The organism is Pseudomonas sp. BN102 (genome assembly GCF_029871245.1).
In the GTDB taxonomy this organism is placed as follows: domain Bacteria; phylum Pseudomonadota; class Gammaproteobacteria; order Pseudomonadales; family Pseudomonadaceae; genus Metapseudomonas.
On the sequence record NZ_SSON01000075.1, the window covers coordinates 420,028 to 444,372 of the forward strand.

The following is a 24,345-nucleotide window of genomic DNA, read 5'->3' on the forward strand; positions in this document are numbered from 1 at the left end:
TGTCAATCGCGCCAGTATTGCAGAGGGCCCGGTCGCCATACAGTGGATGCCACCACCGCACGACCCCGGAGACCCCTCATGTACCAGAAAACCCTCACCGCCGGCTGGGGCGACATGGACTTCAATTCCCACATGCGCAACACCGCCTACCTCGACAAGTCCGCCGACGTGCGCATGATGTATTTCGCCGACTTCGGCTTCCCCATGTCCGAGTTCCGCCGCCTGCGCCTGGGGCCGGTGGTGATGAAGGACGAGATCGAGTACTTCCGCGAATGCCACCTGCTCGACGAACTGCAGATCACCATGAGCGCCGCCGGCCTCTCGGCCGATGGCAGCCGAATGCTGCTGCGCAACGAGTTCTTCCGCAGCGGCGCCCTGGCGGCGCGGGTGACCTCCACCGTTGGCTGGTTCGACCTGGAGCAGCGCAAGCTGGTCACGCCCACGGCCAAGCTGCTGGAGGCCCTCCAGGCCATGGACCGGAGCGAGGATTTCCGCGAGCTGCCCAGCAGCAGCCGCTAGGGAGGAGGGGAGATGAGCATCAGCATCGTCCAGCTGGGCACGCCGCGCGGCGCCGATGAGGGGCTGCGCATCGGCACGGTGCGGCGGCCGCCGCGGGGTGTCCCCAAGGCCGAGTTCGCCAGCCGCGACTACTACGACACCTGGTTGCCGCTGCTGGCGCCCAGCGCCGAGCTGATGGCCGAGGGCAAGGCGGCGCAAAGCGACGCGGACTGGGCGCGTTTCGCCAAGCGCTACCGCGCCGAGATGGACGGCGGCGAAGGCGCCCGGGTGCTCGACCTGCTCGCGGCCCTGTCCCACAGCAGCCAGTTCGCCGTGGGCTGCTACTGCGAGAACGAGGACCGCTGTCACCGCTCGATGCTGCGCCAGCTATTGGTCGAGCGCGGTGCTGCGCTGCGGGACTGATTCTTGGCCGCACGACCCTACCGGCGCCGCGTAGCCTGCACCACTGGCAAGCCTCCGACGATTGGCGCAAAATCGCGACCCGCCGACCGAAGGTGCTGAGTACGCCGGTACCTTCGTTCCTATACTTCATTTTGTGCAGTAGCCATTCCCTTGGTCCTTTCTTCCTTTGGATGAATCGTGAATATTCGTTGTTCGATCGCCAAACTTTTTGTTCTAAGCTCCTGTCTCCTTATGCTGGCAGGTGCTCCAATTCAGGCGCAGGAATTGCCTTTGCCGGTCCGTGATCCGGCGAAACTGCAGCTGTCTTCCCGTAGCGCCGTGCTGGTCGACCTTACCAACGACCAGGTCGTCTATTCGCGCAATGCCAGCCGGGTCATGCCCATCGCTTCGGTTACCAAGCTGATGGTCGCGGTGGTGGTGCTGGAGGCCAAGCAACCGCTGGATCAGGTGCTCACCGTTACCATCCGCGAGAACAAGGAGATGCGAGGGGTCTACTCGCGCGTGCGCCTGGGCAGCCAGCTCAGCCGTGGCGAACTCCTGCATATCGCCCTGATGTCCTCGGAGAACCGTGCCACCTCCACCCTGGCCCACAACTATCCGGGCGGCTATTCGGCCTTCATTGCGGCGATGAACGCCAAGGCCAAGGCCCTGGGCATGAGCGGCACCCGCTATGTCGAGCCGACCGGGCTGTCGCAATTCAACGTCTCCACCGCCAACGACCTGGTGCGCCTGCTGAAGGAAACCCGCAAGTACCCGCTGATGACCCAATACAGCACCACCTCGGCGAAGGTGGTCAGTTTCGTCAAGCCGCGCTACAGCCTGGGTTTCCGCAATACCAACAACCTGGTGCGCAAGCCGGACTGGAGCATCCAACTGACCAAGACCGGCTTCACCGATGAAGCCGGGCACTGCCTGGTGATGCTGACGAAGGTGAATTCGCGCCCGATGGCCCTGGTGCTGCTGGACGCCTTTGGCCGCTACACCCACGTCGCCGACGCTACCCGCATGCGTCGTTGGTTGGAAACCGGCTACAGCGGCAAGGTCCCGGCGGCGGCGAAGAACTACCGCAAGTACGAGGACAGCAAGCTCGGCCAGGCGACCGTGCAGAACAGCGCGCAGGCCAAGACATCGACGAACGTGCCGAGCACTGTGAAGAGCAGCGTGAAGCCGTAACGCCTGTTGCCTACCGGAAGACACCTACCGCGAAGAAGAAGCCAGCCGAAAGGCTGGCTTCTTCGTTTCAGGCCTCGGTCAGCCCAGCGTCACTGCCTCGCCCTGCAGGCCGTGAACGCGCTTCTGCACCGCCCGGTGCAACAGGCTGGAAACCATGAAGCCAATCACCGCCAACCCGCTCATCAGGCTGAACACATAGGTGTAGCCCTGCTCCCCCGGGAAGTGGTCGAGGATGGCGCCGTAGATGACGTAGGCGAACATGCCCGGCGCGTAGCCGATCAGGCAGCCGATGCCGAAGGCCGAGCCGGTGATGCGCGAGGGAATCCCGACTTCGCTCATGGGCGCCCAGAACACGCCGCGCATGGTGAAGACGATCAGCGCGAACGACAGGGTGGCGGCCATGCCGGCATAGATGAAGCTCTCGCCCTTGGGAATCGTCAGGATCACCGCCATCAGCGGCAGCAGCGCCAGGAAAGCCCACTTCAGGTAACGGCTCGGGCTTTTGACCAGTTTGTCCGCCATGAAGCCGCCAGCCGGACCACCCAGCACCTTGAGGAAGTACTGGTTGATGATGCCGTAGGCGCCCACCAGGGCCACCGGCAAGTGGTACATGTCCTTCAGGTAGGGGATGAAGTAGGTCAGGCCACAGTAGACGATGTAGACCATGAACACGTTGAGGCTGACTAGCCAGATACCCGGTACGCGCACGGCTTCCAGCAGCCCGGCCAGGCCGATGGTTTCAGTGCTGGCAGCACCTTGCTTGCTCTCCTTGAGCAGGAACCAGGTGAGTAGGCCGGCGCCGATGTCGATCACCGAGTAGAACAGGATGGCCGACTTCAGGCCGTCTTCGCCGGAGCCCATGGCGACGAACACGCCCAGGGCGGAGAAGGCCACCAGGGTGTCGACGACGCCGCGGCCGCCCTCGAGGAAACCGAACATCCGCCCCTGCTCGGTATCGTCGCCGAGGTTGCGGATGGCCTTGAGCAGCGCCGGCCAGTAGATGCAGTCCGCGCAGATGGCGAACAGGCTGAACACGATCAGCAGCTGGCTGTAGCCGGGGAAGGTGGCCAGGTACAGGCCCAGGGCGCCGGTGCCGATCAGGCCCAGGGGTATCAGTTTGCGGGTGTCGAAGCGGTCCGCCAGGAAGCCGCCGACGACGAACAGCGCGGTGGCGATGATCGCGTTGGCGCTGAGCAGGGTACCGATCTCGGTGTGCGTCAGGCCCATGTATTCCTGCATGGGCACGTAGAAGGCGTCTTTCAGGTTCGCCAGCTTGTAGATGGTCCCGCCGCCGAGGACGAGGACCAGGAAGCGGAGCCACTTGGCCTTAGCCTGTGCTGTCATTGTTGTTCTCCACAGTTTCCGGGTTGAGATCTCACCTGTCGCCGCTGACGGCTCAGGTAGGGGATTGGCCGGCCTCGGCCAGGGTGAGTTCGGCCAGCACGCGCAGCTCGGTGAGCAGCCCGCGCACATGGCGGATCTGGTTATTCGCCCAACGCTGTTCGTCGGCCATCATGCGGTCGGCCGTGTAGCCCGGCGGCAGGGCGGTTTCACTCATCTCCCGGTAGGGGATGAAGGGGTCTTCGGCTTCGTCGGACTGGCGGAACGATGGAGCGATGTAGTGGTTTTCCTGCTCCAGGATGAAGGCGATCACCTGGGGCTCCCGCTCGCCGAGCATCAGTAGCTCGAACAGCATCCGCGCGCCGGGCAGGTCGTCATCTTGGCTGCCGTGCAGCACGCCGTAGTGGCCGAAACCGTTCTGCTCGGGAACGATGCGCACACCCTTGAGGTGCACTTGGCGGATATGCGGGGCCAGGGCCTGCAGCGCAGGCAGCGGTTGCTCGCAGGCGTTGATCATGTTGCCGAAGTCGAACAGCGCGTTCAGGCGTGGGTTGCCGACCTGGCGCAGCAGCTGCGCGATCTCGAAGCTCTTGAGTTCCTCGTGCTGCTCGAAGTCGAAATGCAGGTCGTGCTGGTCGGCGAGCTGGCCGAGGTAGCGGAGGTCCGCCTCGATCAGTCCCATGACCCGCGACAGGTGGCCCTCATAGCGCGAGTAGACGCGGATGTTGCGGGTGCCGACGGCCTGGGCGATGGCCACGACCTGGTCGACGTCTTCACGGCGGGTGCTGCTGATTTCCAGGTGCAGGTCCAGGCCCAGGGCGCGGGCCTTGTCGGCGAAGGTCTGGAGCTCGGCGGGGCCCATCCGCGACAGGCTGTTCTCCTCACCGTCCAGCAGGTGCAGGCTGAGGCCCTGCAGTTCGTGGCGGTAGGCGAAGTCCAGCATGTCCTCAGGCTTGAGCCGGCCGTGGGTGAGGTTGGTCAGCAGCGGGTAGCCATGGGCGAACAGGCGGATGCCGTCGAGGCGTTCGAGGAGCCGCTGGGCAAGGGTGGGGGTCAGCGGCGGTGGCGGGGCCTCGCTGCTGGCGTTGTGGCGCAGCAGGGTCGCAAAGCGGGCTTGAATAGCGTTCATTCTTGTCATTCCTGGTAAAGGTGCCGGTTTGCCCGGCGCTGCCTTTATCTCTCCGGAATGGCGCTATCGATATAGCCATTATTTTTTAATTGTTATGGCCACTTTGCGGCTGGTCGCTACAGCCGATGGCCCAGCTTCTCCAAGGCCCGCGCCAGCGCCTCGACCTTCTGTGCGGCCTGTTCCTCGGGGGTGCCGGCAAAGCCGATGAGCAGTCCCGGCGGCAGGTAGCGCTTGAGGCAGTAGTCGCCGAGGGCATAGGTGTAGATCTCCTGCCGGGCGAGGCCAAGGGCAATGGCGTCTTCATCCACGGCGTCATCCAGCCAGCCGATCAGGTGCAGGCCGGCCTCCACGGGGGCGACCCGCATGAAACCGCCCAAGCGGCTCTGCAACTGCTCCAGCAGGCGCGCCTGGCGGCCCTGGTAGAGCGCACGCATGCGGCGGATGTGACCGAGGAAGTGGCCCTCGATCATGAAGTCGGCGGTGGTTTCCTGGTGCAGGGTGGAGGGGCTGCGGTCCATGACCGCACGGATGGCGCAGAAGGGCTCGACCAGCGCTTCGGGGAGGATCACATAGCCCAGCCGCAGCGACGGATAGAGCACCTTGCTGAAGGTCCCGACGTAGATGACCTTCTGCCATGGGTCCATGGCGAACAGCGCCGGCAACGGGCGGCCGACGTAGCGGAACTCGCTGTCGCAGTCGTCCTCGACTATCCAGCCGTGGCCACGGCCGGCCCACTCGATCAGCTCCTGGCGGCGGGCGTAGCTCATGGTGGTGCCCAGCGGGTGCTGGCGCGAGGGCGTGGTGAAGGCCAGGCGGGCATCCGGGCATTCACGCAGGCCCTGCTGCACGTCCAGGCCCTGATCGTCGATGCGCAGCGGCACCAGACGGCAGCCCTGGGCCTGGAAGGCGATACGCGCGGCGATATGGCCGGGGTCTTCCATCCACACGCCGTCCTGCGGATCGAGCAGCAGCATGCCAAGCAGGTTGAAGGCCTGCTGGGCGCCGGAGACGATCACCACCTGGTCCAGGCTGCACTCGATGCCACGGGCGTCGAAGACGTACTCGACTATCGCCTCGCGCAGGCGCTGCAAGCCCTTGAGTTCGCCATAGCCGAGCAGCGCCTTGGTCGGTTGGCGCAGGTGGCGGTTCATCAGGCGCTTCCACACCGGCAGCGGGAAGGCATCGTAGGCCGGGTGGCTGGGCAGGAAGGAGGTCGGGCATTCGGGCGCCCAGGTGGCGTAGGACACCCCGCTGAAATGCTCGCTGCGCAGCGAGTGCACCGACTGCCCCAGGCTCGACAGGCGCGGTGGCTTGCGCGGGCCGTCGGCGGCGGCGTCGCGGCGTTCCCACTCGTCCCCGACATAGGTGCCGGCGCCGGTGCGCGGCGCCAGGAAGCCTTCGGCGGTCAGCTGGTCGAAGGCATTGAGGATGGTGATCCGCGACAGCTCCAGCTCCTTGCACAGGGTGCGGGTAGAGGGCAGGCGCGTCCCGCCCGGCAGGCGCCCGGCGAGGATCTGCTTGCGCACCTGCAGGTAGAGCTGGCGGTAGAGCGGCACGGCGCTGGCGCGGTCCAGCTCGATACCGGTCAGCAGCATGCCGCCGGGGGATTTCATTCTGTGTCTGCCTCGCTGTGTCGAGCGGTCTTCGGGTGTTGGTCTGTAGACCTATTGTGCGTCAGCCCGGTTGGGAAAATGACTGCTTCAGGCCGGTCGACCCAGCCGCGTCTCCAGTACCTGGACCAGCGCTTGCGCCTGTTCGTGGAATACTTGAGCGGCGGTATCCACCAGGTCCGAGGAAGGTCGGTACTCCGGTCGGATCAGTTGCACGCGGAAGGGAATCGAGGTCTGTAGCCGGCGCATCTGCAGCCCGCGCCCGGCCTCGTCGAGGGCGCTCAGCGGGTTGACGATGGCCAGGCCCAGGCCCTGGCGGACCATGGCGCAGACCGAGGCCGCGGTGCTGGTTTCCACCACCATCCGCCGTTCGACCCCGGCGGCGAGGAAGTGGGCATCCAGGCTCTGCCGGTAGATATCCAGGCCGGCCAGGCTGATGAAGGGCCGGTCATGGAAGTCCGCCAGGGCCAGCTCGGGTTTGGCCAGCAGTTCATGGCCTTCGGGCAGCACGCAGACCATATCTGCGGCGAACAGCGTCGAACCCCGGGTGCCGCGCGGCAGGATGTCGGTTTCCGAGAGCCCCAGGTCATGCCGCTGGCCGCTCAGGGATTCCTCCAGCAGCGGCGATTCCTGGGCGCTGATGGCGAGGCGCACGCCGGGGTGACGTTCGAGGAAGGCCTGGCAGAAGCCCGGCAGCAGGGTCTGGGCGAACACCGGCAGGCCGGTGATCGCTAGCTGGCCCTGGTCGAAGCGGCGGATGGCCTGGGCCGCGCCGACTATGCGTTCCAGTCCGGAATAGGAGCGCTGCACTTCGTCGAACAGCGCCAGGCCCTGGGCGGTGGGCGCCAGTCGGCCGCCCTCGCGGTCGAACAGGCGAAAGCCCAGCAGGTGCTCGAAGCGCGCCAGCTCGCGACTTACCGTGGGTTGCGAGGTGAACAGCAGGCGCGCGGCGCCGGTCACGCTGCCGGCGGTCATCACCGCGCGGAAGACTTCGATGTGGCGGATGGAAAGGTCCATGGCGGCACTCGGCTACAGGTGTTAATCCATATCAATAATGAATGGTGAATTGATAAATTGGTATTTTATTGAATCGACAAGCCTCGCCATCATGACGCCATTCCGATTCTGGAGGCCGCCATGCGCCCGAACATTCCCGCCGCCACCCTCGCCAACCTCGTCCGTGAACACGGCACCCCACTCTGGTGCTATGACGCCGCCGTGATCCGTGAACGCATCGCCCAGCTCAAGGGCTTCGATGTAATCCGCTTCGCCCAGAAAGCCTGCTCCAACCTGAGCATCCTGCGCCTGATGCGCGAACAGGGCGTGCAGGTGGATGCGGTGTCCCTCGGCGAGATCGAGCGCGCGCTGTTGGCCGGCTACTCGCCCAAGGGCGAACCGGCCGGCGTGGTGCTGACCTGCGACCTGCTCGACCGCGCCACCCTGGCGCGCGCCGTGGAGCTGGGCATCGAGGTCAACGTCGGCTCCATCGACATGCTCACCCAGCTCGGCCAGGAAAGCCCCGGCCACCGCGTCTGGCTGCGCATCAACCCCGGCTTCGGCCACGGCCACAGCCAGAAGACCAACACCGGCGGCGAGAACAGCAAGCACGGTATCTGGCACAGCCAGCTGGACGCCGCGATGGCGGTGATCAACGACTACGGCCTGACCCTGGTGGGCCTGCACATGCATATCGGCTCCGGGGTGGACTACAGCCACCTGGAGCAGGTCTGCGGCGCCATGGTCGACGCGGTGCGCGACCTGGGCTGCGACCTGGAAGCCATTTCCGCCGGCGGCGGCCTGTCCATCCCGTACCGCGACGGCGACCCGGTGGTGGACATCCCGCGCTACGCCGAGCTGTGGAACCAGGCCCGCCGCCAGATCGAGGGCATCGTCAAGCATCCGGTGCGCCTGGAGCTGGAACCGGGCCGATTCCTGGTGGCCGAGTCCGGCTGCCTGCTCAGCGAAGTCCGTGCGACCAAGGACGTTGGCAACAATCACTTCGTCATGGTCGATGCCGGCTTCAACGACCTGATGCGTCCCTCGATGTACGGCAGCTTCCACGCCATGACCCTGCTGGACGATGCCGGCAACCCGGTCAGCGCCCCGCAGCGTCCGACCGTGGTGGCCGGCCCGCTGTGCGAGTCCGGCGACGTCTTCACCCAGCACGACGGGGGCCTGGTGGCACCGCGCGCGCTGCCGGCGGCACAGGTCGGCGACCTGCTGCTGATCCACGACACCGGGGCCTATGGCGCTTCCATGTCGTCCAACTACAACAGCCGCCCGCTGCTGCCGGAAGTGCTGGTGGACGGCGACGAGACGCGCCTGATCCGCCGCCGCCAGCCCCTGGCCGACCTGCTGGCGCTGGAGCAGTTCTAAGCATCGTTCCCCAGCCCGGCCGTAGGGTGGATCACGCTTCATCGATCCACCATCGGAGTTGGGGCCGGCTGTATTGGTGGATATGAAAAGCGATTTCCACCCTACGCCCCAAGGGCACCTGGTGGCCCATGGTTAGTCGGCAAGGCAGACCTGCGGTCTGCTCAGCGATTGAAATCGCCCCACACTCAATTCCGCCGGCAGGCCCGTGCGCTTGCATCCCCTGCCGTAACCCGCACAATGCCGCGCCATGACATTCGATTCCCCCCTTGCCGCCTACCAGCATGCCCTGGAACAGGGCGGCTTCCAGCCTGATCCCGCCCAGCACCAGGCGGTCGAATTGCTGCAGGCCTGCCACGAGGCCCTGCACCAGGCCGGCCGGGTGACCGGTGTCTACCTCTGGGGACCGGTCGGGCGCGGCAAGACCTGGTTGATGGACCGTTTCCACCAGAGCCTGCGGGTTCCGGCCCGGCGCCAGCATTTTCATCACTTCATGCGCTGGGTGCACCAGCGCCTGTTCCAGCTCACCGGCACTCCCGACCCGCTGCAGGCCCTGGCCCGCGAACTGGGTCGCGAGGTGCGGGTGCTCTGCTTCGACGAGCTGTTCGTCAACGATATCGGTGACGCCATGCTCCTGGGCCGGTTGCTGACGGCGATGTTCGAGGAAGGCGTGGCCATGGTTGCCACCTCCAATCAGCCGCCGCAACAGCTCTACGCCGACGGCTTCAACCGCGAGCGCTTCCTTCCGGCCATCGCCGCTATCGAACGGCACATGCAGGTGGTGGCGGTGGACGGCGGCCATGACCATCGCCTGCACCCCGGCGCCCTCCACCAGCGCTACTGGCTGGCCGCGCCCGGCGGGCCCAGCGTGCTGGCCGAGGTGTTCGAACGGCTGGCGGCAGGGCAGGTTTCCTCGAACGAGCCACTGGAACTCGGCCACCGCCCGGTGCCCGTGGTGCGCCGTTGCGCGGCGGCGGCCTGGTTCCGCTATGCCGACCTCTGCGAGCAGCCCCTGGCGGCGCTGGACTTCATCGCCCTGTGCGACCGTTTCCCGGCCATCCTCCTCGGCGAAGTGCCCTGCCTCAGTGCCCCCCGGCGCGAGGGGCGCATCGCCCGGGGCACAGAGGACGGCGCCGAGCGCGTGGCTGCCGGCGACCGCGAGCTGCCGCAGCTGTCGGTGCACGACGACAGCGTGCGGCGCTTCATCGCCCTGGTGGACGAGTGTTACGACCGGCGCGTGCCGCTCTATGTCGAGGCGGCCGTGGCGCTGGAACAACTGTATACCGAGGGCTACCTGGAGTTTCCGTTCCGGCGCACCCTCAGCCGCTTGCGCGAGATGCAGCTGCAGCGTTTCTGACGGCACAGGGGCCCTAGCCCTTGTCCGCCTTGCCGGCCGCCGCGGCAAATTTCGCCAGGCGCACGTCCAGGTGCCGGGGCCGCCGGCCGAGGTCCTCGGCGTGCTCCTTGCGGCGGATCGCGTTGCGCACCATCAGCGAGCCCAGGTAGCGGATCGGCTCCGGCGGGAAGTGGCCGAGCGGGCCTTGCACCAGGGGCGAGCGGGTCCAGGGATTGTCCAGCCCGAGGACCAGCGAGGAGAGGATCTGCCCGCCCATGTGACAGGGGCCGACGCCGTTCCCGGAATAGCCGAAGCCGTAGAAGATGTTGTCGCCGGCGCCCATCCGGCCGAAGAAGGGCAGGCCGGTGACCGAGCGATCCGAGGGGCCGTTCCAGGTCGCTTCGATGCCCACCTCGGCGAAGTCCGGGAAGAACTCCGCCAGACTCCTGCGCAATAGCGCCTCATAGGGCGAGGGCTGGTCGAACACCGGCAGGATGCGGCCGCCGTAGGCGAAGGTGTTGCCGCCCTTGCCGAGCATGATCCGGCCATCGGGGGTGTTGTGGTAGTAGTGCACGAAGATCCGCGAGTCGAGCACGGTCACCCCGCTGGTCAGGCCGATGCGTTGGAGCAGGTCGGGGCGCGGCTCGGTGATGATCATGTCGCTGGAGACGATCGCCACCGAGCGCTCGAAGCGCGGGAAGGCGCGCGCCATCCAGGCGTTGATCGCCAGCACCACTCCGTCGGCGACGACGCGACCACCGGGGGTGGCGACCGTGGCTGGGCGGCCTTCCTCCAGGCCGGTCATCGGCGTGCCCTCGTACAGGCGCACGCCGAGTTCCAGCGCGACCCGGCGCAGGCCGCGCACCAGCTTTCCCGGCTGCACGCTGGCCGCCGCCGGCGAGAACCAGCCCTCGATATGCCGGGCCGAACCCGCCATGCGCTGCAACTCGGGCAGCGGGCACCTGGTGAAGGAGTTGATGCCGTTGCGCTCGAGGGCGGCGACCACCGCGTCGGTCGCCCCCTGCTGCGCGCGGTTGGTCGCCGTATAGAGGGTGCCGTCGAGCCGGTAGTCGGCATCCACCGCGTAGCGTAGGCAGAAGTCGCCGATGGCCCGGATGCTGTCCTCCGAGGCCTGGACCAGGCGCACGGCCTCGGCCACCCCGAACAGGCGTTCGAGGGTGAAGTACTTGGCCGACCAGGACAGTGCGCAGCCGCCATTGCGGCCGCTGGCGCCGGCGCCGCAGATGTCGGCCTCGACTATCACCACGTCCAGTTCGGGGCTCTGTTCCTTGAGCATGATCGCCGTCCACAGGCCGGTGTAGCCGCCGCCGACGATGCAGACATCGGCGCGGGTGTCCTGCCGCAGAGCGGGGCAGGGCGTGGAGGGCTGGTTCTTCAGGGCCTGGTCGAGCCAGTAGGGACGCATGGGGTCATCTCCGTGGGATAGGTTCGGGTGCAGTGATCAGCCGCGCGCGGCGACCGCGATCATTTCCACCCGCCAGCGCGGGTCGATCAGATCCGCCAGCGTGCAGGCGCGGGTTGGTGCATGGCCTTCGGGAAAAAATTCGTCCCAGACCCGGTTGAGCCCCGCGTAGTCCTCGCGATGGGCGAGCAGGATGCGCACCGAGAGCAGCCGTTGGCGGTTGCTGCCAACGTCGAGCAGCAGGCGCTCGATGTTCGCCAGCACTTCCCGGGTCTGCGCCTCGATATCGCCCGTGGTGTCTTCGGCCACCTGGCCGCCGATGTAGAGGTGGTTGTCGTGCAGGACCATTTCCGAGCGGCGCCTGGCCACCTCGAATCGTTCGATCGTCATGGAGTTCTCCCGGTTGCGGGTTGGGGTCAGGTACGCAGGGGACGGAAGCGCAGGCGGTGGTTGGGCACCGGCGCCGGTCAGACAGCGGTCAAGCGACTTGCGGGAACCATCAGAACAACTTGGCTTGGATAACTGAAATCGATTTGTTGTATTTTCAAATAAGTTCAACTTATCCAGAGACCGCCATGTCCGTTTCCCACTCGCAGTTGAGGGCGTTCCATGCCGTGGCCGTGAACGGCAGCTTCACCCGGGCGGCCGACCAGCTGTGCCTGTCCCAGCCGGCGGTGTCCGACCAGGTGCGCAAGCTCGAGGAGTACTACGGGGTGATGGTGTTCCACCGCGACAAGCGCTCGGTGCGCCTGACCGACGTGGGCGAGCGGCTGTTCGGCCTGACCCGGCGCCTGTTCGACATCAGCACCGATGCCCACGAGCTGCTGATGGACTACCGCACCCTGACTACCGGCAGCCTGAATCTCGCCGTGGATGCGCCGGTGCATGTGCTGCCCCATGTCGCGCGCTTCTGCGCGCGCTACCCGGGCATCGAGGTGAAGATCGAGACCGGCAACACCGACGATGTCCTGCATCGGCTGTTCAGCCACCGCGCCGACCTGGCCCTGCTCGGGCGCAGCGTGGAAGACGAGCGCCTGCTCACGCTGCACCTGCGCAGCGATCCGATGGTTGCCTTCGTCGCCCACGGGCATCCCTGGGCGGCGCGCGACTCCATCCGCCTCGCCGACCTCGACGACGCGCCACTGGTCCTGCGCGAGCAGGGTTCGGTCACCCGGCAGACCCTCGAGGAGGAGATGGCCTCCGCCGGCCTGCGCATCCGCAAGGCGATCGAGGTGGAGGGGCGCGAAGCAGCGCTGGAGGCGGTGGCGTTCGGCATTGGTGCAGGGGTGGTCTCGGCGGCCGAGCTGGGTTCTGACTCGCGGGTTCGCGCCCTGCCGATCCTCGATTGCCAGCGGCGCTTCACCGAGACGCTGGTCTGCCTGCGGGCGCAGAGTTCGCGGCGCATCCTGGCGACCTTCCTGGAGATGGTCCGGGACGGGCTGGAAGGCTGAGGTCCGCCTCGTCGATTGCGTCTATACCTCCAGGACAGCCATGCAATGGGAGACCCGACCATGAGCAGGGTCCTGGACACCGACCACCTGGTGATCTCCGTCAGCGACTTCCCGCGCTCCAGGGAGTTCTACGGCCGGCTCTTCGAGTTCCTCGGCCTGGAGATTTCCAACGAGTACGAGAACGCCATCGGCTGGAAGACTGCGAAGACCCGCTTCTGGATCTTCGCCGCCGACGCCAAGGGCCGCAGGCACAAGCACCGCATCGGCGAGGTGGGCTTTCACCATTACGCCTTCTTCCTGCGCAGCCGCAAGGACGTGGACGCGCTGCAGATCTTCCTCGAGCAGAACGGCGTGACCATAGTCGACCCCGCCGGGGAGTATTACGAGGACTACTACGCGGTGTACTTCCTCGACCCCGACGGGCTCAAGCTGGAAGGCATGTGGTGCGGTGGCGAGCACGATTGAGGCCGTGGCCTATTTGAGCTGGGCTTTCACCGTATCCAGCGCGGCCGTGGCGCATTGCTCGTCCAGGTGCCCGCCGGGCGCGCCGCCCACGCCCACGGCGCCTATCACCTCGTCACCCACCTTGATCGGCACACCACCGCCCACCACCAGGAAGTCGTCGATCATCGGCAGGAACTGGGCGCCGGGATTCTTCTGCACGGTCTCCAGCATCTCGGTGGTGCTGCGCTTGGTGGACGCGGCCGTGTAGGCCTTGCGCCGACTGGAGTCCAGGGTGTGCGGGCCCGCCTTGTCGGCGCGCAGCACGACGCGCACGCTGCCGGCGCGGTCCACCACTGTGGCGGTGACGTTGTAGCCTTTGGCGGCGCAGCCCTGCACCACGGCGCTGGCGATTTCCGTGGCGAGTGCGACGGTGATGTTCTTTTCGCTGGCGACCTCGGCCTGGGCGGCGAGGCAGGCGGCAAGTCCGCCTAGGGCAAGGAACTGGAGTGGCTTCATGGGATTCTCCTGTCGCGACCATCGGGCCGGGCCGATGCGGGGTGGCCGTTGCCTTCGGCCAGGGGCAGGGACGGCGGAACGATGTCGCCAGGGCGGCGCTGGCCGTGCATTACAGCCTAGCCAGCCTTCTTAACATTTGTTAATGCCGCGACCGCCGTGGCCCCCAAGAATCGGCGCACAACAACGCGCAGGTCCAAGGAGGCCGCCATGCCCGCCCAAGCTCCCACTACCGTCTATGAACTGCTGCAGGCCTCGGCGGCCGAGCACCCCGAGAGGATCGCCCTGACCTATATCCACAGCCTGGGCGCGGAGATCGGCGATCAGGATCTCGACTACGCGGAGTTCTTCACCCGGCTCAACCGCAGCGCGCGCCTGCTGCTCGACCTGGCCGGCACCCGCAAGCCGGTGATCACCCTGCTGCTGCCGAACATTCCGCAGAGCCAGAGCCTGCTCTGGGCCGCCGCCAGTATCGGCATCGCCAACCCGATCAACCCGCTGCTGAACGAAGAGGCTCTGACTAGCCTGATGGAAAAGGCCGGCACCGACCTGGTGGTCGCCCTCGGCCCGGTGCCGGGCAGCGACCTCTGGGAGAAGGCTTTGGCCGCGTCGCGGCGACTGTCGAAGCAACCCGGGTGTCTGTCCGTGCTGGTCCCGGGCGGCGAGTTGCACTACGACAGCCTGGTCGACAGCTACGGCGGCGAGGCTCTGGAACTCGAACTGCGGCCCCGGCCCGGGGACATCGCCGCCTACTTCCACACCGGCGGCACCACCGGCCTGCCCAAGCTGGCCCGGCAAACCCACGCCAACCAGGTGGCCGCCGCCTGCGCTTACCGCGCGCGCATGGCCGCAGGCCCCGAGGATGTGGCGCTCAACGGCCTGCCGATCTTCCATGTGGCCGGCGCCCTGGTGAACAGTCTGGGCGGCCTGGCCAGCGGCCTGCGCATGCTGCTGCCGACGCTGGGCGGCTTCCGCAACCCGGAGGTGATCCGTCAGCACTGGCGCCTGGTGGAGCACTACGGCATCACCCTCAGCGGCGGCATTCCCACCTCGGTGGCGGCCATGCTCGACGTTCCCATCGGCCGGCACGACATCGGCAGCCTGCGCTTCCTGCTCTCGGGCGGTGCGCCAGTGCCGGCGGCCCTCTGCGAGAAAGTGCAAGCCGTTACCGGGCTGCAGCTTTACCAGGCCTATGGCATGACCGAGTGCAGTGGTGTCATCACCCTGCCCAATCTGTCCCGGCCGGCGATTCCCGGCAGCGCCGGGCATGTGGCGGCGCCCGTCGAGGTGCGCATCGACGGCGGGGAGATCTGCGTACGTGGTCCCACCCTGTTCGCTGGTTACCTGGGCCACGACGCGTTGCCGCTCGAGGAAGGCTGGCTGCGCAGCGGCGACCTCGGCCATCTGGATGAGGAGGGCAACCTGTTCATCACCGGGCGCGCCAAGGACCTGATCATCCGCAGCGGCCACAACATCGACCCGGCGCTGATCGAGAACTGTCTGGAGAGCCACCCGGCGGTGTCCCTGGCCGCGGCCGTGGGCATGCCGGACGAGTACGCCGGCGAGTTGCCGGTGGTCTTCGTGCAATTGCGCCAGGACCTTTCCGCCAGCGTCGAGGAGCTGCGCCAGTACGCCTTCGAGCACATCGCCGAACGCCCGGCCTGCCCCAGGCGGGTGTTCCTGTTGGCGGCCCTGCCGGTCACGGTGGTGGGCAAGATCCACAAGCAGCGCCTGCGGGAAATGGCCGCGGCCAGCGTCTACCTCGAACGCATCGGCAGCGACTGCCCCGGGGTGACCTGCGAAGTGGCCCAGGGACCCGAAGGCGGCCTGTGGATAAGCCTGCGCGGGGTGAGCGCCGGGCATCTGGCATTCTGCGTCGAGCGCGCCGAGGCCCTGGGGCTGCAGGTGCGTGAAGTGGTCAGTGCCCCAGCTTGCGCTTGATCCGCGAGAAGGACACTGGGTCCATGCCCAGGTAGCTGGCCAACTGGTACTGGGGCACCCGGTCGAGCAACCAGGCCTCGTGCTCCAGCAGCCACTGGTAGCGCTGCTCGCTGTTGCTGGTGAGCAGCAGCGCTTCGCGGTCCTCGTTGCGCAGCATGATCTGGCGGGTCATCAGGTCCTGCATCAGCTGCAGTTGCGGGAAGCGCTCGCCCTGTCGGGCGACCAGGGCCAGCGGCAGACAGGCCAGCCGGCAGCGCTCCACGGCGGCGATGTTGTAGGTGCACGGCTGCTGCTTGAAGTAGGCGCTGAGGGAGCCGATCAGTTGGCCCTCGCGGAAGAAGGCCTTGTTCCACTGCCGTCCTTCGGGGGACAGGTAGTAGTAGCGTGCCACGCCGCTGAGGATGACGTAGAAGTGCGTGGGCCGCTCGCCGGCGCGGATGATCAGCTGGTCGTGATCGTAGTCGCGCAACTTCAGTGACTGCAGCAGGCAGTCCAGCAGCGCCGGGTCGCTCATGCCGTGGGCGGTGAATATCTCGTGCAGCTGGGCCTGGTTCTCGGCGGGGATCATGGGGCTCGACCTGGTGGCATTGGCTTCATCTAAGCACAGGCGCGGTGGCTTGCCGCAATACGGATTTGCCCGCCGCGTTGCCGTACCCGACACTAGACTCCTTCCAAGCCCCCACCAAGAAGGAACACCCCCGTGTCCCAACGCCAACACGACAGCTGGGCGCAGATCTGCCTGGCCGCAGGCCTCGACCCGGAAAAGCGCCTGGCCGCCCGTCAGGCCGTAATCGGCCACGCCGACGCCCTGGACTGCACCCTCTACCGCCCCGACGACAATGACATGGACGCCGAAGAGGAAGACCTGGGCGATGCCCGCATCCTCTTCACCGGACCTTTCCAGGCACCGGCCGAATGGAGCGCCCAGGACAGTGAGGACTATTTCGGCGACATCGACCCCGCCGCCTTCGTCACCGCCCTGATCGAATGCCAGGCCGACCCCGCCAGCCGCGAGTTCTTCCTGGCCGATGCCGGCGATTTCGTCGCGGTGGTCACCGCCAGCGGCGAGGTGCAGATGTTCTACCTCTACGACTGCAACGAAGACGACGACGGCATGCACTGCGTGCTGGTCAGGGAAGACGAGGAGGGCTGAAGGCCCCCAATCTGTACGAGCGAGCTTGCTCCTACAGATCGCGCTCGGGCTGTTGGCGAGCAAGCTCGCTCCTGCAAATCCAGCAGCCTGTGATCCGTCAGCCGATCAGCGCGGCGCGGCGGCCGCGCTCAAGGCGCACGCTGGCCAGGATCAGCAGGCCGGCGACGAAGTAGCTGCCGGTGATCAGCATCGCCAGGCGGTGGTCGCCGCCGGACAGCCAGTTGGCCAGCCCGTAGGTCATGGGGCCGAGGATGGCTGAGAGCTTCACCGCCTGTCCCCAGAGACCGAAGAACTCCGCCAACCGCGTGGGCGGCGCCAGCAGGCCGACTATGGCGCGCCCCGCTGATTGGCTGGCGCCCATGCACAGGCCGGCGATATTGGCCGCGGCCCAGAAGAGCGTCGGGCCGCTGGCCAGCCAGACCATGCCCACCATGGCCAGCCAGCCCAGCAGGGTAAGGGCCAGGGTGGGGCGGTGGCCGATCCGATCCTGCAGCCAGCCGAACGCCACGGCGCCAAGGGAGGCAGTGATATTGACGATGAAGATCAGCAGCAGGGTGTCCTGGGTGGTGAAGCCCATCACCTGGTCGGCGTAGATGGCCGCCAGGCTGATCACTGCCGCGATCCCGGCCTGGTAGCAGACGGTGCAGGCGAGAAAGCGCAGCAGGTCGCGGTAGCGGCCGGCCTCGCGGAGCGTCCTGGCAAAGCGCGCCCAGGCCCCGTCCGGACCAGTGGCCGGTTGCGGCTGGCTGCGCTCCTTCAGGTAGAGGAAGGTCGGGGCGCAGGCGACGGCGAAGAGCAAGGCCGTGATCAACACGCACACCGGCACGAATTGCGCCGCCGTCTGCCCCTGGCCCTGGGCCCAGCTGACGTAGCCCAGGCAGGCCCCCAGGCTGACCAGGCCGCCGATATAGCCCAGGCCCCAGCCCCATCCTGAAACCCGTCCGAGCGCTTCTTCGCGGGCGAGCTCGGGAAGGAAGGCGGCGATCAGGTTCTCCCCGGTGCCGAAGCAGAAGTTCGACAGCACCACGAACAGCACCGCCAGCGCCAGGGCGCCCGGCCCGGCCAGCGCCAGGGCGACGGTAAAGACCACGCAGCCGAGGGTGCTGAACGCCAGCAGGCGTTTCTTGCGCGCGGTGGCGTCGGCATAGGCGCCGATGAGTGGGGCGGTGACTATCACCAGCGCGTAGGAGAGGGCCAGGGTGCTGGTCCAGGCCAGAGTGCCCCAGGGCTTGCCCTCGGCCACTACAGCGACGAAATAAGCATTGAAGACAGCGGTGATGATCACCGTGGTGTAACCGGAATTGGCGAAGTCGAACATCGCCCAGGCCCAGATTTCCCGGCGGGTCACACCGGTGGCGAGGCTGGATCGCATGGCGCTTTTCTCCCCTGGGGCGCTGCGTCCCGAAGAGACTAGCCCCGCCCGCGCCATCCCGCGACTGTCGGACCGTGCCGCGCCAGCATTGCGTTTCCAGAAGGCCGGTGGGCCGGGGCCCACCGCCTTCCGGAGTCGCGCGAGGTTTCCGATGGGAGCGTATTGGCGTGAAGCGCGTTTCCCTGGGCTCAGCGCATCCAGGGTTCAGCCCGCCAGATCTTCCACGCCGGTCTGCACCACCCGATAGCACGGCTCATAGGCCGCGCCGCCCGGCAGCTTCATCCGGTGCTGGCGGACGAAGGCCTGCAACAGGTGGTCCAGCGGCTGCATCACCGCGGCATCGCCGTGGATCTCGTAGGGGCCGTGCCGTTCGATCAGGCGTATGCCCTTGTCCTTGACGTTGCCGGCAACGATGCCGGAGAAGGCGCGGCGCAGGTTGGCCGCCAGTTCGTGGGGCGGCACGTCGCGGCTGAGGGTGAGGCTGGCCATGTTCTCGTGCGTGGGGTCGAAGGGGCGCTGGAAGCCTTCGTCTATCTTCAGCAGCCAGTTGAAGTGGAAGGCGTCATTGCGCTCGCGGCGGAACTGCTTGACCGCCTTCAGACCCTGGGCCATCTCCACGGCGACCTCGGCCGGGTTGTCGATGATGATCTTGTAGCGGCCCTGGGCGGCTTCACCGAGGGTGGCGCCGACGAAGGCGTGCAGTTGTTCCAGGTAGGGCGCGGCGCTCTTCGGGCCGGTGAGCACCACCGGGAAGGGCAGGTCCTGGTTGTCCGGGTGCATCAGGATGCCGAGCAGGTAGAGGAACTCCTCCGCCGTGCCCACCCCGCCGGGGAAGATGATGATGCCGTGGCCGACGCGCACGAAGGCTTCCAGGCGCTTCTCGATATCCGGGAGTATCACCAGTTCGTTGACGATCGGGTTGGGCGCCTCGGCGGCGATGATGCCGGGCTCGGTCAGGCCCAGGTAGCGGCCGCCATGGGTGCGCTGCTTGGCATGGCCGATGGTGGCGCCCTTCATCGGCCCCTTCATCACGCCGGGGCCGCAGCCGGTGCAGACGTCCAGGTGGCGCAGGCCGAGCTCGTGGCCGACCTTCTTGGTGTACTTGTATTCCTCGGTGCTGATGGAGTGACCGCCCCAGCACACCACTATCTTCGGTTCCACGCCCGGACGCAGGGTGCGTGCGTTGCGCAGCAGATGAAAGACGTAGTCGGTGATGCCCTGGGAGCTGTCGAGGTCGATACGCAGGCTGTCCAGTTCGTTCTCGGTGTAGACGATGTCGCGCAGGGCGCTGAACAGCATTTCGCGGGTGCTGGCGATCATCTCGCCATCGACGAAGGCATCCGCCGGCGCGTTGATCAGCTCCAGGCGCACGCCGCGATCCTGCTGGTGGATGCGGACTTCGAAGTCCTGGTAGGCGTCCAGGATGGTCTTGGCGTTGTCGATCTGCGCCCCGGTATTGAGAATGGCCAGGGCGCACTGGCGGAAGAGCTGGTACATGCGCCCCGAGCCGGCTTCGCTCAGCAGCTGCACTTCACGTTGGGAGAGGGTTTCCAGGCTGCCCTTCGGGCTGACCTGGGCATTGATGACGTGTCTTCTGGACATTCGATGTTTCCTTAAAGCGATGGCGGCGGACCAGACCGGGCCCGTCCCTGGGGTACTACGCGCCGAAGCTGATGGCGCAGATTGAGGAGGTTGTTCTTATCTGGGCACTGCGAGGTTACGAATTCGTTGCGGGCGTGTGTTCCGGGTCCTGCTTCAGCGTAATAGCGAGATTGCAGGCCGTGTGACAAGAAATTTCTTGGTGATGTTCGCTGCCGCTGTGCTTCTCCGGCAATAGCGTGGGGCGGGTGAACAGGTAGAGCCTAGTCCAGCCTAGAGCAAGGCACGCGCCTGACAGGGTGGAAATCCGCAAGGCGGATTTCCACCATCGAGCGCACCCGGCTCAGCCCTGAACCTGCTTCAGCAGGGCTTCCCCGGACCAGTTGCGTTGCCCACCCTGCTCGGCGGCATGGACCAGTTGCAGCAGCTTCCCGTTCACCGGTGCCGGCCGGTTCAGGCTGTCGGCGAGTTGGAGGATTTCCCCCTGCAGGTAGTCGATTTCCGTCTTGCGTCCGGCCAGCAGATCATCCTGCATCGAGGAGCGGGCGAGGGGATCGAGGGCGAGCATCCGGTTGGCGGCCAGGCGGAAGAACGAGTCCGGCGCATCCAGCAGTGCCGGAATCCACCGAGCGGGGAGTGGTGTCAGACGCGCGAGGGGTTGGTGTTTCTGTTCCAGCAGGGCCAAGCCTTCCCGCTGGGCGGCCGCCAGCACGTGGCGATAGGGGCGCTGCAACAGTTCAGCGCGCAATGGCAGCCCCGACAGGGCATTCACGGCGTTGTTGAGATTGAACAGTAGCTTGGCCCATTGCACGGCATGGAAGTCCCGGTGCTGCACCAGCGGCAGGCCGGCGCGCTCGAATGCCTTCAGGGTGCCATCCAGCCGCGGTGTGCGCTCGACCTGCAACGTACCCTCCGAGCCCTGGTGGAAATGCCCGGCGGCGATCTGCGCCACATTGAAAGGCACCAGGCCGACCAGCACATCGTGGTCCGGCAACCGGCTGGCGAGCAGCTCGGCATTATGCAGGCCGTTCTGCAGGGTCAGCACCCGGGCTGATGCCTTGAGATGCGGAGCCATGGCCTCGGCGGCGCTGGCGGTATCCCCGGATTTCACCGTGACCAGCACGATTTCGGCGTCGGCCACTACCGCCGGATCACTGCTGAACCGGATCAGTTCCGGCTCCAGCCTGGCCTGCCAGCCCGTGAGGTCGCTGAGGTTCAGTCCCTGTTGCGCCAGCGTGTCCGCCATATGGCTACGCCCGATGAAGGTTACGCTGGCGCCGCCGATCGCCAGTCGGCCCCCCACGTAGCAACCGATGGTCCCCGCTCCGAAAATCGCGATGGATGGCATGGATATCCTCCTTCCTGTGTGCGCCCTGACGGCCGCTCAAGCCTGCTGGGCGCAACCTGCGGCTTGCAGCAGCCTGGGCAGGTTTTCCAGCGCCTGCTGCCTGGCCTGCGTGAAGTCGTTCAGCACGGCCAGCTTTTCCGGGTCGTTTTCCTGCAGGCTGCGCAGCACGGTAGGCAGCAGGTGCAGGTGACAGCGCGCCAGCCAGTTGGACAGCCCGGCGTCCTGTTTCCAGCGCCGCTGGTTGCTGAGGTAAACGGCCCACATCCGCAGCCAGTCCAGGGGCGACAGCGGCAGCGGGACGACGCGGCAGAAGTCGTTCATCTGCGCCAGGTCGTCGAAATGGCTTTCCACATAGGCGATAACCGCCGCACTGAAGAGGAGCTGGTAGCTGCTCACCGTCACCAGGTTGATCCGGTTGCCGTCGAAGACCTGGACACTGCCCTCGGAAATGACCGGAATGGCGCTGGCGCTGCAATCGATGTAGAGGGCGTCGGGATGGGCATCGACGCTGCCACGGTCGAGGACGATCCGCTCGGGTTCGATTGCCTGGACGCGTCCCAGGCGCACCAGGTTGCCGATGCCTTGCAGTGCTCGCAGTTCTCCCTGGGATATGGTGGCGGCGCGGAAGGCGGTGGGTTCGACGGAGCGGTCGATACGCAGCAGTTCGCCAGCGCTTTCCAGCCTGAGGAAGAGATCGGCGACGGACTCGGCAGCGCCTATGGCCCCAAACTGCCGGGCCAGGCTGCCGATGGTGCGGACGACATTCTCCTGGCCCGGCTGGAAGTTGGCGCGGTCCAGCAGCCAGAAATCGTTCGGCACTATCCACTGGATGCGCTCGGCAACAACGCCCGTCTGCAGCAGCCAGAGGCAGGCGTCGATGCCGGTCTTGCCGCCGCCCACCACCACGTAGCGGGCGCTGGGTTCGCGCAGCTTCGGCAACTCGTTCGGGGGAATGCAGCGCAACCCGGGTGCGACCCGATACTTCGGCGGATGGGTGGAGGGCACCGCGGTTTGCGCCCAGGTCCCGTCCACCAGCTTCCTGCGCACCTTCACCTGCCAGCTGTCTCCGGTGAGCTGTGAAGTGACGCAGTGCCGGTCCCTTCGATCACCCTCGTAATTGCACATCGGCAGGTAGCGGACGCGGCCGGATGGCAGGAAGCGCTGCTGCATGACCTGGTCGAAGTAGCTGAGCACCTCCGCCCCCGACGCAAGCTCGTACAGGCCTCCGCCCCATTCGGACCGGTCCTTGTGGCCGGAGCCCAGTTGCCGCGAGTTGACGCCGTAGAAGGCAGAGGGCTGGTGCAGACGGACGAAGGGGTAGGCATCGTTCCAGTGGCCGCCGGGCTGGGCGTGGCGATCGACTATCAGCACCTGGGCATCGGACTCGTCCAGCAGGGTGTCGACGAAGGCCATGGCCGAGCCACCGGCGCCGATAACCAGGTAGTCCGTCTCGATCGTGCTTGTATTCATCAGGCGCATCCTCCATCCCAGTCGAGCTGAGCACTCAACTGATGGAGGCTAGTTCGCGCCTGATGCCGGTGAGAGAACGATTGCGCCTCAGCAAAATAGCCAACGGATGTAACACGCCGTACGTGCGGTTATTCACGGGGTACTGGTGTGAGGCCTTCTTATATGGGCCTTCGTTCGGCGCTCTGGCTCATTGCCGAGCGAGCTTCGGGTTTCTGTTTCGCCCTCCCGGGCGAGTCCCTTTTGGCAGTCGCCCCAAAAGGAACCAAAAGGGCTTGCCCCTACATCCGGCCCGGCTTCGCCAGGTTCCCTCCCTCCATCGTCGCTCCGGGGGCACGGCGCGAAGGGCCATCCATGGCCCTACACGCCTCTCGCGGCATCCATGCCGCTCGTCCCCCTCTGCAACGATTCCACTCGGCCTCCTGAAGGGGCGGAATCGCTGCCCCACCGCTTTTTGCTCGGCTTCAGGCGCGTTTGGGCTTCAATTCTGTTTGGCCGTTGCCGGCGCGAGTCCCCCCTCTCCTCTTCAGGGAGAGGGGCCGGGGGTGAGGGAAACATCCGGCTGCACGGAGCCAACCAAGGACAATCAGACAATCTTGCCAATCCGGTGTGGGCTAATGCCGTGAATTACCCTGCTTGCGCGCCTCGCCGGCCTGGGCGCCGAGACCGTCGAGGTGGTCGTTGGCGCTGGCCTGGGTGAAGCTCAAGCCGATATCGGCCACATTGGCGCCTGCCTCCAGCTTGTCCATCACGCCGTCCAGTGCCGGCAGCCACTCGGAAATCAGGTGCGCGCAATAGCCGCGGCTACAGCGGAAGGCGGCGGCGTGGTCGGAAGGTACGGAAAAATGAGGAAGGAGCCACAGCAGCTGAGTCGTGCGTTGCTGGAGTGGCGCCTTCCGTGTCCTGCAATCGCAAGACAATTTCAGTCTAGTGGCCGTTCGCTCGTCCTGCCGCAAGCGTTCGGCGGCCTGGCAACCGGTCATCAGTCCCGATGGCTGTCCCAAAGCGATGCGCTATACCTGCAACTCGACCCAGCGAATTCGCTCTTCCGATGAATGGCAACTACGGCGCGGCTTGGGGCCCACGCCCGGGAGGAAGGATGAAGTACCGGCTGCAAGACAAACTACAGTCGCAAGTGGCGGCTGTGCTACCGGGCTACCAGGTGAAGTGCGAGTTCTCCTCGCACAACGTCATCGATGTGAGCCTGATCGAACCGGCGACCCGCGAGGCGATGCGCATCAGTGGCGTCACCATGCAGTCCCTGTTGGGGCCCGGCGCCCTGGATGAGGTGGTGGACCAGTTGGTCTTCGAAATCGTCACCGTCGCTCGCACCGAAGCCAACCACAAGCCGCCGGGCAAGGAGCCGGAATAGCCGCTCAGTGCGGTTGGCGAGGGGGCCTGAAGTACATGAAGAGCCGGTCGGCCAGCGCCCTGGATACGCGAATCAGGTTCCCACCCTCCGCTTCCGTCTCCGGGAGGGGCGGCTGTTCGCAGATCAGCAGGAATTCCTCGGCCAACTGCTCGCAGAGCTTTTCCAGCTTCTCGGGGGAACTCAACTGGGCGGGGTCCAGGGCAGGCAGGGTGAAAGTGCCCTGGTCGTGGATGTTCTGGAATTGAAGGGTGATTGTTCCATCCGCCTGGCGAGTGACCAGGCAGCGAAACCCCGGCATGACTTCCTCGAACAGTGTTTCCAGCTCCTTATCGTCACTATGAATGCCCATGAAGGCTCCCCTTGGCAATTGCGCTCACAC

Annotated in this window: 24 protein-coding genes; 10 read left to right on the forward strand and 14 right to left on the reverse strand. The window is 66.3% G+C overall.

What is annotated here, in order from left to right; genetic code table 11:
- Positions 1-78: 78 nt before the first annotated feature.
- The 3 genes from E8F12_RS23210 (at position 79) to pbpG (ending at position 2,094) form a co-directional block, all read left to right on the forward strand.
- Entirely contained in the window at positions 79-519 is a 441-nt protein-coding gene (locus tag E8F12_RS23210) for a thioesterase family protein (protein ID WP_280327520.1), read from the forward strand.
- Positions 520-531: 12 nt separating this feature from the next.
- The gene (locus E8F12_RS23215) at positions 532-921 is read left to right on the forward strand and encodes a DUF488 family protein (protein ID WP_280327521.1); all 390 of its coding nucleotides are present in this window, start codon (positions 532-534) and stop codon (positions 919-921) included.
- Positions 922-1,098: 177 nt separating this feature from the next.
- The gene (pbpG, locus tag E8F12_RS23220; RefSeq protein WP_280327522.1) at positions 1,099-2,094 is read left to right on the forward strand and encodes a D-alanyl-D-alanine endopeptidase; all 996 of its coding nucleotides are present in this window, start codon (positions 1,099-1,101) and stop codon (positions 2,092-2,094) included.
- Positions 2,095-2,172: 78 nt separating this feature from the next.
- Here pbpG and E8F12_RS23225 read toward each other — a convergent pair whose 3' ends face one another.
- The 4 genes from E8F12_RS23225 to E8F12_RS23240 form a co-directional block, all read right to left on the reverse strand.
- Positions 2,173-3,438, reverse strand: coding sequence for an MFS transporter (locus tag E8F12_RS23225; RefSeq protein ID WP_280327523.1), 1,266 nt, complete (start codon positions 3,436-3,438; stop codon positions 2,173-2,175).
- A 52-nt stretch (positions 3,439-3,490) separates the two neighbouring features.
- On the reverse strand, positions 3,491-4,564 hold the full coding sequence (locus tag E8F12_RS23230) for a TIM barrel protein (RefSeq protein ID WP_280327524.1): 1,074 nt from the start codon (positions 4,562-4,564) through the stop codon (positions 3,491-3,493).
- Positions 4,565-4,680: 116 nt separating this feature from the next.
- Positions 4,681-6,177 carry a PLP-dependent aminotransferase family protein gene (locus E8F12_RS23235; protein ID WP_280327525.1) on the reverse strand — a complete coding sequence of 499 codons (1,497 nt, stop codon included), beginning with the start codon at positions 6,175-6,177 and terminating at the stop codon, positions 4,681-4,683.
- Positions 6,178-6,264: 87 nt separating this feature from the next.
- Positions 6,265-7,191, reverse strand: coding sequence for a LysR family transcriptional regulator (locus E8F12_RS23240; RefSeq protein WP_280327526.1), 927 nt, complete (start codon positions 7,189-7,191; stop codon positions 6,265-6,267).
- A gap of 120 nt (positions 7,192-7,311) precedes the next feature.
- Here E8F12_RS23240 and lysA point away from each other — a divergent pair, with 120 nt between their 5' ends.
- The gene (gene lysA, locus E8F12_RS23245; RefSeq protein ID WP_280327527.1) at positions 7,312-8,550 is read left to right on the forward strand and encodes a diaminopimelate decarboxylase; all 1,239 of its coding nucleotides are present in this window, start codon (positions 7,312-7,314) and stop codon (positions 8,548-8,550) included.
- 247 nt (positions 8,551-8,797) lie between these two features.
- On the forward strand, positions 8,798-9,904 hold the full coding sequence (gene zapE / locus E8F12_RS23250) for a cell division protein ZapE (RefSeq protein ID WP_280327529.1): 1,107 nt from the start codon (positions 8,798-8,800) through the stop codon (positions 9,902-9,904).
- A gap of 13 nt (positions 9,905-9,917) precedes the next feature.
- Here the strand turns inward: zapE and E8F12_RS23255 are convergent, their stop codons facing one another.
- Positions 9,918-11,309, reverse strand: a complete 1,392-nt coding sequence (locus E8F12_RS23255) for an FAD-dependent oxidoreductase (protein WP_280327530.1) — start codon at positions 11,307-11,309, stop codon at positions 9,918-9,920.
- 36 nt (positions 11,310-11,345) lie between these two features.
- Positions 11,346-11,696 (reverse strand): RidA family protein, encoded by a 351-nt coding sequence (locus E8F12_RS23260; RefSeq protein WP_280327531.1) that lies wholly within the window; start codon positions 11,694-11,696, stop codon positions 11,346-11,348.
- A 185-nt stretch (positions 11,697-11,881) separates the two neighbouring features.
- On the opposite strand from E8F12_RS23260, the gene E8F12_RS23265 reads away from it, so the two are divergent.
- On the forward strand, positions 11,882-12,757 hold the full coding sequence (locus E8F12_RS23265; protein WP_280327532.1) for a LysR substrate-binding domain-containing protein: 876 nt from the start codon (positions 11,882-11,884) through the stop codon (positions 12,755-12,757).
- Positions 12,758-12,817: 60 nt separating this feature from the next.
- Positions 12,818-13,222 (forward strand): VOC family protein, encoded by a 405-nt coding sequence (locus E8F12_RS23270; protein ID WP_280327533.1) that lies wholly within the window; start codon positions 12,818-12,820, stop codon positions 13,220-13,222.
- Positions 13,223-13,231: 9 nt separating this feature from the next.
- On the opposite strand, the gene E8F12_RS23275 is transcribed toward E8F12_RS23270, so the two are convergent.
- On the reverse strand, positions 13,232-13,717 hold the full coding sequence (locus E8F12_RS23275; RefSeq protein WP_280327534.1) for a heme-binding protein: 486 nt from the start codon (positions 13,715-13,717) through the stop codon (positions 13,232-13,234).
- A 207-nt stretch (positions 13,718-13,924) separates the two neighbouring features.
- Here E8F12_RS23275 and E8F12_RS23280 point away from each other — a divergent pair, with 207 nt between their 5' ends.
- Positions 13,925-15,655 carry an AMP-binding protein gene (locus E8F12_RS23280; RefSeq protein WP_280327535.1) on the forward strand — a complete coding sequence of 577 codons (1,731 nt, stop codon included), beginning with the start codon at positions 13,925-13,927 and terminating at the stop codon, positions 15,653-15,655.
- Here E8F12_RS23280 and E8F12_RS23285 read toward each other — a convergent pair.
- Complete coding sequence (locus E8F12_RS23285; protein ID WP_280327536.1) at positions 15,633-16,223, reverse strand: Crp/Fnr family transcriptional regulator; 591 nt, start codon at positions 16,221-16,223, stop codon at positions 15,633-15,635. The two genes, E8F12_RS23280 and E8F12_RS23285, sit on opposite strands and share 23 nt — an antisense overlap.
- A 165-nt stretch (positions 16,224-16,388) precedes the next feature.
- Between E8F12_RS23285 and E8F12_RS23290 the strand changes: the two genes are divergently transcribed.
- A complete protein-coding gene (locus E8F12_RS23290; RefSeq protein ID WP_280327631.1) occupies positions 16,389-16,808 on the forward strand; it encodes a hypothetical protein in 420 nt (139 codons plus the stop codon).
- Between the two features lie 97 nt (positions 16,809-16,905).
- Here E8F12_RS23290 and E8F12_RS23295 read toward each other — a convergent pair whose 3' ends face one another.
- The 5 genes from E8F12_RS23295 to E8F12_RS23315 all read right to left on the reverse strand — a co-directional run bounded on the left by E8F12_RS23295 (position 16,906) and on the right by E8F12_RS23315 (position 23,343).
- Positions 16,906-18,180 (reverse strand): MFS transporter, encoded by a 1,275-nt coding sequence (locus E8F12_RS23295; RefSeq protein WP_280327537.1) that lies wholly within the window; start codon positions 18,178-18,180, stop codon positions 16,906-16,908.
- A gap of 204 nt (positions 18,181-18,384) precedes the next feature.
- Positions 18,385-19,782, reverse strand: a complete 1,398-nt coding sequence (gene ppnN / locus E8F12_RS23300) for a nucleotide 5'-monophosphate nucleosidase PpnN (RefSeq protein WP_280327538.1) — start codon at positions 19,780-19,782, stop codon at positions 18,385-18,387.
- 340 nt (positions 19,783-20,122) lie between these two features.
- Positions 20,123-21,127 carry a 2-dehydropantoate 2-reductase gene (locus E8F12_RS23305; RefSeq protein WP_280327539.1) on the reverse strand — a complete coding sequence of 335 codons (1,005 nt, stop codon included), beginning with the start codon at positions 21,125-21,127 and terminating at the stop codon, positions 20,123-20,125.
- 36 nt (positions 21,128-21,163) lie between these two features.
- Positions 21,164-22,597 (reverse strand): NAD(P)/FAD-dependent oxidoreductase, encoded by a 1,434-nt coding sequence (locus tag E8F12_RS23310; RefSeq protein ID WP_280327540.1) that lies wholly within the window; start codon positions 22,595-22,597, stop codon positions 21,164-21,166.
- Positions 22,598-23,208: 611 nt separating this feature from the next.
- The gene (locus E8F12_RS23315; protein WP_280327633.1) at positions 23,209-23,343 is read right to left on the reverse strand and encodes a hypothetical protein; all 135 of its coding nucleotides are present in this window, start codon (positions 23,341-23,343) and stop codon (positions 23,209-23,211) included.
- A 350-nt stretch (positions 23,344-23,693) separates the two neighbouring features.
- On the opposite strand from E8F12_RS23315, the gene E8F12_RS23320 reads away from it, so the two are divergent.
- Complete coding sequence (locus E8F12_RS23320; protein WP_280327541.1) at positions 23,694-23,966, forward strand: hypothetical protein; 273 nt, start codon at positions 23,694-23,696, stop codon at positions 23,964-23,966.
- Positions 23,967-23,970: 4 nt separating this feature from the next.
- Here the strand turns inward: E8F12_RS23320 and E8F12_RS23325 are convergent, their stop codons facing one another.
- Positions 23,971-24,315, reverse strand: a complete 345-nt coding sequence (locus tag E8F12_RS23325) for a hypothetical protein (protein ID WP_280327542.1) — start codon at positions 24,313-24,315, stop codon at positions 23,971-23,973.
- Positions 24,316-24,345: the final 30 nt, after the last annotated feature.

Excerpts from the sequence above, each read along its gene's own strand:
- ppnN (WP_280327538.1), bottom strand. The coding sequence starts at position 19,782 with ATGTCCAGAAGACACGTCATCAATGCCCAGGTCAGCCCGAAGGGCAGC.
- E8F12_RS23210 (WP_280327520.1), top strand. The coding sequence starts at position 79 with ATGTACCAGAAAACCCTCACCGCCGGCTGGGGCGACATGGACTTCAAT.
- E8F12_RS23285 (WP_280327536.1), bottom strand. The coding sequence starts at position 16,223 with ATGATCCCCGCCGAGAACCAGGCCCAGCTGCACGAGATATTCACCGCC.
- E8F12_RS23325 (WP_280327542.1), bottom strand. The coding sequence starts at position 24,315 with ATGGGCATTCATAGTGACGATAAGGAGCTGGAAACACTGTTCGAGGAA.
- E8F12_RS23295 (WP_280327537.1), bottom strand. The coding sequence starts at position 18,180 with ATGCGATCCAGCCTCGCCACCGGTGTGACCCGCCGGGAAATCTGGGCC.
- E8F12_RS23320 (WP_280327541.1), top strand. The coding sequence starts at position 23,694 with ATGAAGTACCGGCTGCAAGACAAACTACAGTCGCAAGTGGCGGCTGTG.
- E8F12_RS23230 (WP_280327524.1), bottom strand. The coding sequence starts at position 4,564 with ATGAACGCTATTCAAGCCCGCTTTGCGACCCTGCTGCGCCACAACGCC.
- zapE (WP_280327529.1), top strand. The coding sequence starts at position 8,798 with ATGACATTCGATTCCCCCCTTGCCGCCTACCAGCATGCCCTGGAACAG.
- E8F12_RS23275 (WP_280327534.1), bottom strand. The coding sequence starts at position 13,717 with ATGAAGCCACTCCAGTTCCTTGCCCTAGGCGGACTTGCCGCCTGCCTC.
- E8F12_RS23225 (WP_280327523.1), bottom strand. The coding sequence starts at position 3,438 with ATGACAGCACAGGCTAAGGCCAAGTGGCTCCGCTTCCTGGTCCTCGTC.
- E8F12_RS23260 (WP_280327531.1), bottom strand. The coding sequence starts at position 11,696 with ATGACGATCGAACGATTCGAGGTGGCCAGGCGCCGCTCGGAAATGGTC.
- E8F12_RS23280 (WP_280327535.1), top strand. The coding sequence starts at position 13,925 with ATGCCCGCCCAAGCTCCCACTACCGTCTATGAACTGCTGCAGGCCTCG.
- E8F12_RS23270 (WP_280327533.1), top strand. The coding sequence starts at position 12,818 with ATGAGCAGGGTCCTGGACACCGACCACCTGGTGATCTCCGTCAGCGAC.
- E8F12_RS23310 (WP_280327540.1), bottom strand. The coding sequence starts at position 22,597 with ATGAATACAAGCACGATCGAGACGGACTACCTGGTTATCGGCGCCGGT.
- E8F12_RS23255 (WP_280327530.1), bottom strand. The coding sequence starts at position 11,309 with ATGCGTCCCTACTGGCTCGACCAGGCCCTGAAGAACCAGCCCTCCACG.
- E8F12_RS23305 (WP_280327539.1), bottom strand. The coding sequence starts at position 21,127 with ATGCCATCCATCGCGATTTTCGGAGCGGGGACCATCGGTTGCTACGTG.
- E8F12_RS23215 (WP_280327521.1), top strand. The coding sequence starts at position 532 with ATGAGCATCAGCATCGTCCAGCTGGGCACGCCGCGCGGCGCCGATGAG.
- E8F12_RS23235 (WP_280327525.1), bottom strand. The coding sequence starts at position 6,177 with ATGAAATCCCCCGGCGGCATGCTGCTGACCGGTATCGAGCTGGACCGC.
- lysA (WP_280327527.1), top strand. The coding sequence starts at position 7,312 with ATGCGCCCGAACATTCCCGCCGCCACCCTCGCCAACCTCGTCCGTGAA.
- E8F12_RS23265 (WP_280327532.1), top strand. The coding sequence starts at position 11,882 with ATGTCCGTTTCCCACTCGCAGTTGAGGGCGTTCCATGCCGTGGCCGTG.
- E8F12_RS23240 (WP_280327526.1), bottom strand. The coding sequence starts at position 7,191 with ATGGACCTTTCCATCCGCCACATCGAAGTCTTCCGCGCGGTGATGACC.
- E8F12_RS23315 (WP_280327633.1), bottom strand. The coding sequence starts at position 23,343 with ATGGACAAGCTGGAGGCAGGCGCCAATGTGGCCGATATCGGCTTGAGC.